Origin of the sequence: Porifericola rhodea, assembly GCF_030506305.1 — a bacterium.
GTDB lineage: Bacteria > Bacteroidota > Bacteroidia > Cytophagales > Cyclobacteriaceae > Catalinimonas > Catalinimonas rhodea.
Genome location: NZ_CP119421.1, coordinates 4,711,258 through 4,724,145, shown reverse-complemented (window position 1 = coordinate 4,724,145; position 12,888 = coordinate 4,711,258). Strand labels below are relative to the sequence as shown.

General features: G+C 37.5%; 11 protein-coding genes. 8 read left to right on the top strand and 3 right to left on the bottom strand.

Translation table 11 applies throughout. From position 1 onward, the window contains the following. The first annotated feature begins 3 nt into the window (after positions 1-3). From PZB74_RS19355 to PZB74_RS19345, 3 genes are all read left to right on the top strand, one after another. Entirely contained in the window at positions 4-666 is a 663-nt protein-coding gene (locus tag PZB74_RS19355) for a cation efflux transmembrane domain-containing protein (RefSeq protein ID WP_302238811.1), read from the top strand. A gap of 29 nt (positions 667-695) precedes the next feature. Then, positions 696-1,481 carry an alpha/beta fold hydrolase gene (locus PZB74_RS19350; RefSeq protein ID WP_302238810.1) on the top strand — a complete coding sequence of 262 codons (786 nt, stop codon included), beginning with the start codon at positions 696-698 and terminating at the stop codon, positions 1,479-1,481. A 65-nt stretch (positions 1,482-1,546) separates the two neighbouring features. Continuing rightward, a complete protein-coding gene (locus PZB74_RS19345; protein WP_302238809.1) occupies positions 1,547-4,033 on the top strand; it encodes a bifunctional glycoside hydrolase family 9 protein/polysaccharide deacetylase in 2,487 nt (828 codons plus the stop codon). 2 nt (positions 4,034-4,035) lie between these two features. Here the strand turns inward: PZB74_RS19345 and PZB74_RS19340 are convergent, their stop codons facing one another. Then, the gene (locus PZB74_RS19340) at positions 4,036-4,623 is read right to left on the bottom strand and encodes a hypothetical protein (RefSeq protein WP_302238808.1); all 588 of its coding nucleotides are present in this window, start codon (positions 4,621-4,623) and stop codon (positions 4,036-4,038) included. A 187-nt stretch (positions 4,624-4,810) separates the two neighbouring features. Between PZB74_RS19340 and PZB74_RS19335 the strand changes: the two genes are divergently transcribed. Next, positions 4,811-5,026 carry a hypothetical protein gene (locus tag PZB74_RS19335; RefSeq protein WP_302238807.1) on the top strand — a complete coding sequence of 72 codons (216 nt, stop codon included), beginning with the start codon at positions 4,811-4,813 and terminating at the stop codon, positions 5,024-5,026. A gap of 798 nt (positions 5,027-5,824) precedes the next feature. Further along, positions 5,825-6,775 (top strand): ParB N-terminal domain-containing protein, encoded by a 951-nt coding sequence (locus PZB74_RS19330; RefSeq protein ID WP_302238806.1) that lies wholly within the window; start codon positions 5,825-5,827, stop codon positions 6,773-6,775. 51 nt (positions 6,776-6,826) lie between these two features. Here PZB74_RS19330 and PZB74_RS19325 read toward each other — a convergent pair whose 3' ends face one another. After that, complete coding sequence (locus PZB74_RS19325) at positions 6,827-8,038, bottom strand: tetratricopeptide repeat protein (RefSeq protein ID WP_302238805.1); 1,212 nt, start codon at positions 8,036-8,038, stop codon at positions 6,827-6,829. A 525-nt stretch (positions 8,039-8,563) separates the two neighbouring features. Here PZB74_RS19325 and PZB74_RS19320 point away from each other — a divergent pair. Next, positions 8,564-10,720, top strand: a complete 2,157-nt coding sequence (locus PZB74_RS19320) for a tetratricopeptide repeat-containing sensor histidine kinase (RefSeq protein WP_302238804.1) — start codon at positions 8,564-8,566, stop codon at positions 10,718-10,720. Between the two features lie 43 nt (positions 10,721-10,763). On the opposite strand, the gene PZB74_RS19315 is transcribed toward PZB74_RS19320, so the two are convergent. Further along, a complete protein-coding gene (locus PZB74_RS19315) occupies positions 10,764-11,210 on the bottom strand; it encodes an Hsp20/alpha crystallin family protein (RefSeq protein ID WP_302238803.1) in 447 nt (148 codons plus the stop codon). A 134-nt stretch (positions 11,211-11,344) separates the two neighbouring features. Between PZB74_RS19315 and PZB74_RS19310 the strand changes: the two genes are divergently transcribed. Beyond that, a complete protein-coding gene (locus PZB74_RS19310; protein ID WP_302238802.1) occupies positions 11,345-11,851 on the top strand; it encodes a P-loop nucleotide/nucleoside kinase family protein in 507 nt (168 codons plus the stop codon). Beyond that, positions 11,832-12,860 carry a hypothetical protein gene (locus PZB74_RS19305; protein WP_302238801.1) on the top strand — a complete coding sequence of 343 codons (1,029 nt, stop codon included), beginning with the start codon at positions 11,832-11,834 and terminating at the stop codon, positions 12,858-12,860. The genes PZB74_RS19310 and PZB74_RS19305 overlap by 20 nt, the downstream gene beginning before the upstream one ends. Positions 12,861-12,888 lie beyond the last annotated feature (28 nt).

Below are 12,888 nucleotides of genomic sequence, written 5' to 3'. Positions count from 1 at the left end.
TCTATGAACATTACACAACAAATAGATAATACAGAATACCAAAAGTGGCTCAAGATAGCTTTCTGGCTTAGTATGGTCACTATTTTTTATAATATGCTGGAGGGTATAGTTTCTACCTATTTTGGTATGGAAGATGAAACACTGGCTCTTTTTGGCTTTGGTATAGACAGCTTTGTGGAAGTGATATCAGGTATTGGTATTGCCCATATGGTTTTTCGTATGCGTAGACAGCAAAATGTTGGAAAAGACCGCTTTGAAAAGCAGGCTCTGAAAATTACCGGCTTTAGCTTTTATCTGTTGGCAGTTGGCATTCTCTCTAGTTCGGTATTAACAATTATTTCTGGAGGTCAACCCGAAACTACCAGAGTAGGAATTATCATCTCGGTACTTTCTATACTCACCATGTATGCCTTGGTTCATTACAAAATAAAGGCAGGTAAGAAACTTAACTCTAGTCCTATAATCTCTGATGCAAACTGTACAAAAACATGTTTGTACCTTTCGGTATTGTTACTGGCTTCCAGTGCATTGTATGAGCTTTTTCATATCCCTTATATAGATGCAATAGGAGCAATGGGCATTGCTTTTTTTGCTTTAAAAGAAGGTAAGGAGGCATTTGACAAGGCAAAAGGTAAAGATTGCTGCGGAGATAGCTGTTCGGCTTAAACCATTTTTTATTTTATTATTTTTTAATCATGAAGCATTCACTCTCAGTGATAGAGCAGGGGCAAGGTGTTGCTGTAATATTATTACACGGCTTTTGTGAGCGTAAAGAAGTCTGGGAAGGCATAATAGAACCATTATCTGCTGAAGCTAAAGTACTAGCACCTGACCTTCCAGGTTTCGGACAAAGCCAATTAAATGCTACAAGCATTACCATTGAAGATGCGGCAATTGCTGTTATAGAGTGTATGAACAGCAGAAATATAGAGCAAGCAATAGTTGTTGGGCATTCCCTAGGTGGTTATGTGAGCCTGGCCATGGCCGAAAAATACCCTTCCAGGCTGGCAGCACTCTGTTTGTTTCACTCTACGGCTAAGTCAGATAGTGAAGAAAAAAAGGATAATCGTACACGTACCGTAGGCTTTCTTGAGAAATACGGCACCCGTACATTCGCTGACAATTTTGTGCCTTCTATTTTTGCAGATAACCATCATGAAAGCATGTATGAGCAGATAGAAAAAGCAAAAAAGATGGTAGCCCAAACTTCTGATCAGACAGCGATAGCCTATACAAGAGCCATGCGTGACCGCCCTGCTCGTTTAGATGTACTTAAGGGGGCCAGCTTTCCCTGTCTTTTTATAGCAGGCAAAAATGACTCTGCTGTTCCTTATCAAGATATGCTGGAGCAAAGCCAACTTCCTCAAGATTCAAGGCTCTGCACGTTAGATAATAGTGGACATATGGGAATGTACGAAGAGCCAGAAAAATCAACAAGAGCATTATTGGACTTTATCAGCTACATCAAAAGCAAGAATTAAATTGCAAATTATCCTAAAAATGCACATGATTGTAGTTTTACGAGATTAGAGAAACTACACTAAGCATGCCTAAAACTATATCAACTTTTTTTTGTGCCCTGTTGCTGCTGGTAAATGCTCAACTTTACGCGCAAAGCTGGATTCGTATTAACCAACTGGGTTATTTGCCGGAGGCTAAAAAAGTAGCTGTACTAGTATCTAAAGATCTGCTTGAACTAAATACTTTTGCTCTCTACGATGCCATGACGGATGAAGAAGTCTGGAGAAGTGGAGATATAACTTCTTATGGAGCTTATGCGGCATTTAAGAGTGGGCATAGACTAAATTTTTCCGATTTCAAACAGGTCGGGGCTTATTACATCAAATCGGCAGATGCTCAATCTCCTGTTTTTCATATAGCCTATGATGTATACGATGGCACTGCGGACTTTCTATTAAACTACATGCGACAACAGCGCTGTGGCTATAATCCTTTTCTTAAAGATTCCTGCCACTTTCAGGATGGGTTTAGAGTATACCACCCTTCAGCAGATTCTACTTATGTCAATGTGCGCGGCGGGTGGCACGACGCTACCGACTATTTGCAGTATACGGCTACCTCCTCTAATGCGGTATACCAAATGCTTCTTGCCTATCAGCAGAACCCTGACTCTTTTGTTGATGAATATGATGCAGTAGGGCATAAGGGTAGTAATGGCGTGGCAGATGTTCTTGACGAAGCACGTTGGGGGTTAGACTGGCTCCTTAAAATGAACCCCGCTCCTGGCGAGATGTACAACCAAATCGCGGATGATAGAGATCATGCAGGATACCGCTTGCCTAACCACGATGAAGTGAGTTATGGAAAAGGAAAGGAAAGACCTGTATATTTTATTACCGGTAAGCCTCAGGGACTAAAGTACAAGAACCGAGCTACAGGAGTAGCTTCAACTGCGGGAAAATTTGCTTCCGCCTTTGCGTTGGCTGCCCAGATCTTTGAAGATGACACAGCTTTTTCTAGTTTACTTCAACAAAAGGCTCGTGATGCTTTTGCATTCGGTGAATCTAAGCCAGGAGTTAGCCAGACTGCACCCGGTAATGCACCATATTTTTATGAAGAAGATAATTGGGTGGACGATATGGAACTGGCAGCTGCTGAATTATACCATTTGAGTCATGAGCCCAAGTGGCTGGATAAGGGGGTAAGTTATGGTAAAAGAGAAGTAAGTACTCCCTGGATGGGTGCAGATACTGCCCGCCACTATCAATGGTATCCTTTTTGGAATGTTGGCCACCCAAAATTAAGTATGAGCCAGCAAGAGGGAGTAGAAACTGCTTTTCAGGAAAAGATGAAGGTTGGCCTCCAAAAAATTCTAGATAGGGGGAAGAACAATCCTTTTTTAATGGGAGTGCCATTCATATGGTGTTCAAACAATTTAGTAACTGCAGCAGCCTCTCAGGCCCATCTTTATAAACAGATTAGCGGTGATACTCAGTTTGCTGAGATGGAAGCCGCACTTCGCGACTGGTTATTGGGGTGTAATCCGTGGGGAGTGAGCATGATAGTTGGGCTACCTGAGCATGGCAATTATCCAAGAAATCCCCATTCTTCTCTTACCTATCTTAAAGGATACCATTTAAGTGGAGGATTGGTGGATGGACCTGTTTATGGGTCTATTTTTAATAATCTGAAAGGCTTGCTCTTAGTTAATGAAGATATGTATGCCAAATTTCAGTCAGATTTGGTAGTGTACCATGATGACTTCGGGGACTACTCTACCAATGAGCCTACCATGGATGGTACTGCCAGTCTGGTGTATTTGTTGTCAGCACTGCAAAAAGAAGGGCAGCGCACACGCCCTGCCGGAAAGCTAAACTATCATTTTGGCGCTATTAACCGAACCGACTCTACTCAAATGCAGATTAATCTTATGTTTTCAGCTCATGAATATGCTGACGGTTATTTGCCAATTAAAGAAGCATTAGATAAACATGAGGTGAAAGCTTCCTTCTTCTTCACTGGTGATTTTTACCGGGAGCCTGATCACCATTCAATTATAAAGCAACTTATAGAGGATGGGCATTATCTGGGGGCTCATTCCGACCAGCACCTGCTGTATGCAAGTTGGGAGAAGAGAGACTCTTTGCTGGTTGGCTGTGCAGACTTTAATGCAGATGTGGAAAACAATTACCGCGAAATGAAAAACTTTGGTATAGAAAGAAAAGATGCTTTGTTTTATCTGCCACCTTACGAGTGGTATAATGACACAATTGCTGCCTGGACTAAACATCTGGGGCTAAAACTGATAAATTTTACACCAGGAACTCTAAGTAATCAGGATTGGACTTACCCGGAGCTTAAAAGTAAATATTTAACAAGCGGGCAGCTTATGCAAAATATTCTTGAGAAATCAGTAGAAAAGCCGTCTGGCTTAAATGGATTTAATTTACTAATCCATTTTGGCACTGATCCACGACGCACAGATAAGTTATATCTTTATCTGGATGAAATCATTTCCCGCTTAAAAGCACAGGGCTATTCATTTACCAGAATTGACCAAACAGCGCTATGAACTTATAGCAAAACAACCGGATTATCTATAATTGGCTTTTTTAGTTCAGGTGGTATGCCAAAGTTATCATCAATAAAACGATTAAGTTCGTCCTGCGTTTTTTGAGAGAGTAATTCTGACATTTCTTCCATAGCCTGAGCACTAATCATATAAGGCATAGCAGAAAAAACCAACTGATTGCCTTTACAGTGCGCGATAATCTGGTATTCACTTTGATCTTCTATTGCCTGGCCGGTAAAAGCACATTTGCTTAACCAATCTTTTACATTCCAGTTATGTGCATCACGTAGTTTCTGGCTTTGCTCTATCAGTTTACCCTGCTTCATTATATAAGCCTCTATTCTCTGCAAAGATTCTTCAGAAAGCTCTTTACGCATTTTTTCAGCGCACTTAAGGCACATCGCGTATTCAAAAATTACGTCTGTTGTACCATATTCAGGATACTGGCGTATTGCTTTTTCAATAACATATTCAATACTTTCGTCCAGCAGGTAGACATTACAGCTTACACAATGGCTAAAGTGCTCACTTTTGTCATAGGGCTGAAAAATTTCGGGTATATCAGTGGCTGGAAATTTGTGTAAATTCATAGGGTTACTCTTTTTCTATCATCTGCATAACTACTGAGCATGCTTTACGTTACATGCTTTTACGTGCACTAACTAAAGCCTTGCGATAAAAACAAAAGTAATTGACTTATTGGTCAAACTTTAGACTTAAATCTAAAAATTATCGTTTTCGTATAACAATATCAGATTCATTTAGCTTAATCTTGATATGAATTTAAATCCTGAAATGACTGCATTAAAGAAAGAAAAGGAAAAACTTAAATGGTCTGAGCTCCCAGAGGGATTTCAGAAGCTGTTGACCCGTTCATATGAAGAGTACAAAGAGATTCGTTATGATCCCTGCTTACACCCTTTGGCCCGAAAAATTCCGACCTGGAAAGATTGGTTAAATAAGCATGACATTCAGCTTGACCAGCCCGAGTGATTCATATTTATTACTATTAAAAGTATTTAGATTAGTATAATAGGCTAAAACCTATAGTAATAAATTACTAATTATCTTTAAGAGTAAAATTTTTTTTCATTTCTGCGAGCATACAAAGTATAGATAGCAATGTTGTATCTGGAACATAATAATTCGTATTATTGTGTGCTACCACTCATGCTTCTTGTTTTTAGCTCAAGTTTGCCTGTACTGAATGTCTTTATTTTTTGACAGTTTGATAGATGTGGCTAGTGTGATTATTTTAATAATGCGGAATTTTAATAGAAGTGATTTTTTTGGACAAAGTTCATTTTATATAAATTGGAAAATATTTTAAAGTGATAATAGGTTTGAACTTGGCAGAATACAGGGGATAGCGTATTTTTATGTAGCAATTATGAGCAATTTTGATTAGTTTTTAAGGAACTTTTAGTTAACTATGTAACTTTAAAAGTGACAAACGTTCACTATCATATGGCATAATACAATTGTTTTTAGTGAGGAGGTGATCATATTTACAGGACTAAAAGAATTACATGATGTATGGTAATTGTCTTAAAAAACAACATATTGCAGTTTGTTTTAAATTTTTAACAAAATCTTTAGATTTTCAGAAGACTTAAACGCTCTCAAAAAGCATTAATAAAAAAAATATAAACTTATTGAGTTGAATTCAGTATATAAGAAATGGTATCAATAATACTATCCCTTTATTTGAAAACGTCATATAAGTTAATATTACACCTACACCCAAGATTGTTAGTAACGATTTAGAATAATTATCATTTACACTTTATTATGGAAGAAAGCCTATTAAGCGAAATTCAGGTGATAACTGATAACGGCAGTTCAGAATACATCAATTATGATGATATTAAAGTAAAATCTGAACTTCAGAACTTTATTACACCACTTTCAGAAGATAGCCGTGAACAGTTGGAGGAAAACATTAAGCTGAATGGTTGTTTAGACCCTTTAACTTTATGGAACAAGAAAAATGGTGACCTCGTATTGGTAGACGGTCACAATAGGTATCAGATCTGTACAAAACATGATATTCCTTTCCGAGTTAGAATTATCAAGTTTGGATCTGAGGAGGAGGCAAAAGACTGGATGATTAACCACCAGTTAGGAAGAAGAAATCTTAACCCTGATCAGCTTAGCTACTTCAGAGGTCTAAAGTATGAGCGCATGAAAAAGAAGCGCGGAGGCTACGATAAAGTGCTCTCTAGTGGGCAAAGTGGCGATAAGACGTCAGAAGTTTTAGCTCGTGAATTCAATGTTAGTGATCGTACCATTCTTCGTGATGCAGAATTTGCCAAGGGTATAGAGCTTATCGCCAAGGGTAATCCTAAAATGAAAAATGATATCCTTTTAGGAAGAATTAAAGTTAAGAAAAGCGATGTGCAAACGCTCGCTCAAGTGAAAGACCTGCGCCAGGTAGGTAAAATTAAGAACGAAGCTGATTTGTACAACAAAGCAAAAGCTATCCGTCAGGAAAAAGAAGCCCACAAAGCGCAAAAAGCGCAGGCAGAGCTTGACGAAAGAGTAAATGAAGCTATTGAAACAATTAAAGGTAGCGAACCCGTATTTACCAATAAAGAGGATAGAATTAAGCGCATCAAAGCTAATATTGTCTCTTCTGTAAATAAAACAATTCAGCAAAAAGATAAAAACTCTCTAAAAGAGGCTAAGGCTTATCTTAAAAGGCTGGAAGACGAGTTATTTGGCAAGTATGCCAATGCTTAAGAAATTAATGGAAAAGCAAACTAAGGGACTTATGGTCCCTTTTTTTATACGTTAATAAGAGGGCTTACAAAACTTCTTAAGCGGCTTTTGTGCCGCTAAAAAGCCCATATCTAATGATTTGTTCAGATCAGTACAGGCCCTGCTTATCTTACCCAGATAATATAGAGTAATTCCTCTGTTATAATAATATTTAGCTTCTTCAGGGTTCAAACTAATAACAGTGTTATAGTCGTCCAATGCTTCATTGTATCGTTTTAGTTTATAGTAAGCATTAGCTCGGTTGGAGTAGGCTTTAACATGATTAGGGTTATGCTTAAGAGCGGTACTGTAATCTTCAATAGCCCCTTCTAAACCTGCTGACTTTTCTTTGCTATAACCTCTTAAAATTAGCATTTCTGTATTATTACCGGCTAAAGCTAATGCCTGATCAAAATCCTGAACTGCTTTTCTATGTTCACCTTTTGATTGACGAAGGACTGCGCGATTAAAATAAGATTGGTAAGAAGCTTCCTGAGCTATTGCCAGGTCGTATGCTTCTTCTATAAATTTTTTAGAGTCTGAGTCAGTAGCCAGCAAAGATATGTTTCTTAGAGCAAGCTCATGATCAGATTGACGAGCCAAAGCTTGCTGATAACTACGAATAGCAGCAACTGTATCCTGTTCTGCTTCAAATACTAAAGCCAGATTGGCAAAATAATCGGCTTCAGATGGCTTATGTTCAATAGCAAGATTGATATAAGTTTTCGCACTGTCAATATTGTTTAAAGCCAGATGAGACATACTTATATAATTATACAGTTCAGCCTCCATATCTGACTGGATTGTGCTCATATTGCTGGCTGCAAAACCTAGCGCATCAGTTTTACCTTTAAAATAGACCGCTGTAGTTGGGCCTTCTGGCATGTTTAGTAAGTGATGTAAATCTGTGAGCGCTGTTTCGTATCTTGCAAGTTTATAGTTCAGTTGAGCTTTTTTGAACCAGTAATCCGTAATTTCAGGCTGTAGATGAGTAATAATTGTATAGTCAGTTAGTGCAGAAGGTAGATCTTCCAGCGACTCAAAAATTTCTGCCCGCAATTGATAGTAGTCGTGTTTTTTTGCTTCCTGAGCAATTGCCCTATTTACAAAGTTTAAGGCTGAGCTAAACTTAGCTTCCTGATAAAGATTGTTAGCATGTTTGAACAAATCATCAGCTGTTTCTGGCTGTGCAAGCGCCTTCAAACTGAGCAGCATAATAATGAATAATGTACTGATCTTTCTCATTCCTTATTAACTCATAAATGTCTTAAAAAATTTATATCTGGCTTATATTCTGATTAGTTATTTTTATTTTGTGTTACTCATCTTATCAATAACAATAAGTCAATATAAAAATGAATAAGCACTGAAGGTCAGTAGTAATATCTACTGATACAAGTTGCCAAAAATCAATCCATGTTATTTCAAGTTATTATGTTAGTGAATGTTAGGACAGGTTATTTGTTCGCACGTTGTTTTTTTAAGTAAATAGTAGTTTCAATACTATTTTACATTTCCTTATAGACGTAAGGTAAAAGTCATTTTTCAACGATGGATTTGTGAAATTCAAGAAAACTAAACTTCTGAAAAATTTTATAAAACGATTTATGCTGATTAATTATATCTTTGACATCGTTCTGTTCATTTATTTTAGAAACAAAATAGAAAACGTACGAGCGTAAGGAACTTAGGGTCTGCATGATAAAACTCATGACATAAAGCCCGACTTTAGTATCCAGAATGAGAAACCAAAGAAATATCTCCTATTCAATGAGAAACCCGAATTACCTATACACATTACGGGCTAAAATCAATGTCAATTTGAAGCACATTGCTTTATTTCTACTTTTTGTTGCATTCTGTAATATAACTACAAACTCTTATGCGCTAACTAATTATTCGCTCAATCATTTTGCGGACTCAATAGCTAACCTTCCATTTCATTCTACAGATAGCATTGTAAGTGCAGAGACTATTCTAGCTCAAAAGCTGGAAAAGCTGAAGAAAGCAGAATACGGTGGAAACCTAGAAGAAAAAGCAATTGCTAAAAGTGAAGTGGGGCTGGCCTATGATCTTCTGGATCAGGATAAGCTTGCTCTAGAGTATTTGCAGTCCGCATTAAGGCTTTTTATGCAGTTAAAAGATAGTATTGGCATCAGTAAGGCGTTAAACAATATTGGTGTCATCTATGATGATTTGGGGGATTACGATGAGGCACTATCTTATTATTTGCGGTCATTGGAAACAAAAGGTGGTCTCCATGACCCTGAAAGTGAACTTACTCTATACAATAATATCGGCCTTATCTATACCAGCAATGGCCTTCCTCAGAAAGCGCTGGAGGCTCTACGTATGTCGTATCAAATAGGTGAAGAGTATCAGCTAGAGCAAAGTATTACCTTTCCATTGCATAATCTAGGAGATGTGTACCTGAATCTGGGGCAATACGATAGTGCGCTCTATTATTACCTTCAGTCTTATAAGGTAGACAAAGCTTATGATGATAATACCGGACTGGCGATCAACCTACAGTCTATGGGAAAAGTATATCTGGAACTGGATGATTTTCAAGAAGCTAAAAGCCACTTAGAGGAGGCTCTGGATATCCAAAATCAATTGCAGGATAAGCATGAGCAAACTAATTCAATGATATTATTGGGTAAATTGTATTTGCAAAAAAAGCAATATGCTGAAGCTAAAAAGTATGCTTCCAAAGCATTAGCCTATGCTAAAAGCTCTTCCTCAAAAAACCAGATTAAAGAAGCAGCTCATGTAATGGCAGATATAAGTAAAGCCCAGTCTCAATACGAAAAAGCCTTGCTTTACACTGATTTGAGTAATGCTTACAAAGACAGTATATTTAATGAATATAAGAGTAAGCAATTGATCCTCCTTGAGCTGAACAAAAAAGAACTAGAGAATGCTGCACTTGTATCTGATAATGAGTTTAAAGCGGCGGTTATGGATGACCAGCAAGTGCTGATAGAAAAACAGACCTATGCTGTTATTTTTGTGTCTCTGGGGCTTGTACTTAGCTTTATTGCGGTATCCGTATTGTTGAATGCGAATAAAGATAAAAACATTGCCAACCGCAGGCTCATTCAGCAAAAGCAGGAAATAGAAGAAATTATCAAAGAGCTGACTTTCTTGAACGAAAGTATCAACCAGCAGAAAGATGAACTTCAGCAGTCAAATCAGATTAAAGACAAATTGCTGTCTATCATTTCTCATGATTTTAGAAGCCCTTTAAATTCACTGGAAGGCATTCTGGATTTGATGACTCAGGGCCGTATTTCGCCTCAGGAGATGCAGGTTATTTCTAAAGAGCTTAGAGTAAAAGTAAATATTACAACCAGTTTGCTGGATAACTTGCTTAACTGGGCAAAAAGCCAGATGCAAGGTATAAGCCCGCAGCCAACTTTCTTTGACATCAAAGAGCTTGTTAATGATACTGTTCATTTGCTGAGTACGCAGGCAGAGAAGAAAGATATTTACATTATGGATAGGGTAGGTGATAGCCAGGAAGTGTATGCTGATTATGAAATGACAAAATTAGTAGTTCGTAACCTTTTAACGAATGCTATTAAATTCACTACAGCTGGTGGTAAAGTGATCGTTAAAGCTACTCGTCTGAACAATATGCTAAAACTGGTGGTGAAAGACACTGGTAAAGGAATGAGTGAAAATGAATTGAACAATTTATTTACCCATCAGACAAAATCAACTCTGGGAACCGCGTATGAAAAAGGTACTGGATTAGGACTAATTCTTTGTAAAGATTTTGTAGAAAAAAATGGAGGCAAAATCGCTGTAGAAAGTGAAGAAGGAGAGGGGAGTACATTCTGCTTTACGATCCCTTTATACAGAGATGCTTCAGATAAAACTATTTATGTGGACAATGAAGGTAGTGAACTGGTGGGTAAATAATATCCACCAGTTTAATTGTACATGTCATCATAGAATATGTATGCTACAACACTTCTATTTTTTTTGCCTTCTGAAGCTTTCTGGAGTGAGGCAGTTTAATTTTAAGTAATCCATCTTCCAGGCACGCTTCAATTTCTTCTGTTTGTATATGATCAGGTAAATCAAAACTTCTGTAGAGTGCTTGCGTGCTATATTCTCTGCGAATATACTGAGGTTCATCTACGCTAAAATGCGTATCTTTTTTCTCTGCTATTATACTTAGGTTTTGCTGGTTTACTTCTAACCTGACCTGGTCTTTTGTGAAGCCAGGAAGCGCTATTTCCAGATCATAAAACTCCTTATCAGCTTTTACATTTGCTGCTGCTGTAGATGTCTTGGTCATCCATGACTCATCAAAAGGGTCTCTAGACAAAAACCTTTCGTTATCAAGAATACGAGAGGGGCGATCTCCTATTCTGTGCAGTCCGTTGTGAAGAATATGTGCTCTCATTTTGGTATTAATTTGTTTATCTGAATTAAGCAACTATTTCCCTAAATATTAATGATTTAGCTCAGTCTGAAATTTGATAATTGTCATGTTTTTCATCAGCTTAGTCTTGTAGCATTGTAGTAAAACCTAGTTATATGCTTATACTAATTTATGGTCTCCCGGGTAGTGGAAAGTCATACTTTGGAGAACGCCTAGCCAGCAAGCTTGATTTATATTATATAAACACTGATAAGCTAAGAGATGAGATGAAGCTTCGTGGTAGATATAGCGAGAAAGACACCCAAAAAGTATATGAACAAATGTTTGACTATGCCCGAAAGCAATTAGAATCTGGTAAGTCCCTCATACTGGATGCTACTTTTAGAAAAAGAGAGTACATAAAAATTGCTGAAAAAATGGCAGGTGCTTATGGTGTAGCTTTCTTTCTGATAGAAATGCTAGCCGATGAGGCTACCAGTCTCAGGAGAGTAAGGCAGTCCAGAAAGTACTCTGAGGCTGGAGAAGAAGTGTATTATAAACTGAAGAAAAATGATGAGCCAGTAGAGCAGTCGCATTTGCGTTTGGATAGTTCCTCTGCAGATGTAGATTCATTAATTGAAGAAGCTATGAACTATATAAGCCATGACCGAAGAAGAGTTTAGTTTTTTACAAGTCTCGCCTTTTATAAATGGCAAGAATTATAACAAGACTGAGATCACTTATCAACAAACGCATATCTCATATCTGATATTTACTAAAGAGACTGTATTTAAAATTAAGAAGACAATTAAACTGGAGTTTTTAGACTTTTCTACTCTGGACAATAGAAAAAAAGCATGTACTCAAGAAGTATTGCTCAACCGGAGAACTGCGCCAGATGTATATGAAGGTATATACGAAGTTAGGGAAACGGCTGAGCAGATTTCTATTGGAGGTAGTCAAGGCAGCTTGATTGATTTTGCAGTACGAATGCGACGTATAGATGCTGTACTGGAAATGGACAAATTAATCACGGAAAATTTACTTACGCCCACGCATATTGCGCAATTAGCTCATACGGTAGCACAACTACATACTCAAACTTTTGCTGTACAAAAGCTATGGAGAATACAGGAGCTTAAAGAAACTTTTAACGATATCATGAATTGGGAGCATGTAGTCAGATCTCACCTAAAGCCTGAATACGTGCAGCTTCTACAGCGTATATGTAAGCGTTCAGATCAGTTTCTGGATGAAAATATAGATTTATTAAATCAGAGAAGTAAGCAAGGACTGGTAAAAGATGTACATGGTGACCTTCATTCACGAAATGTATTTATGACTAAGCCTCCCATCATTTTTGATTGTATTGAATTTGACGAAAACCTTCGTCAGATTGACCTGCTAAATGAAATCGCATTTCTAATGATGGATTTAGAGTATTATGGCAGTGTGGATTTCTCTGAGCTGTTTTATGAGAAATATATAAGTAACATGAAAAAATTGGGAATAGATAAGATAGAGAACAAAAACTTATTACTTTATTTTAAAATGTATCGTGCAGCTATACGTGCCAAGATTGCTCTTGTTGGACTTAATAGCCCTATGGGAAATGATCAGCTATCCAGAATAAAAGATGAGGCAATCTCATACCTGAAACTGGCAGATTATTATAGAGGTAGTTTGCAATAAAAAAAGTGATGCAGTAAGCACCACTCTT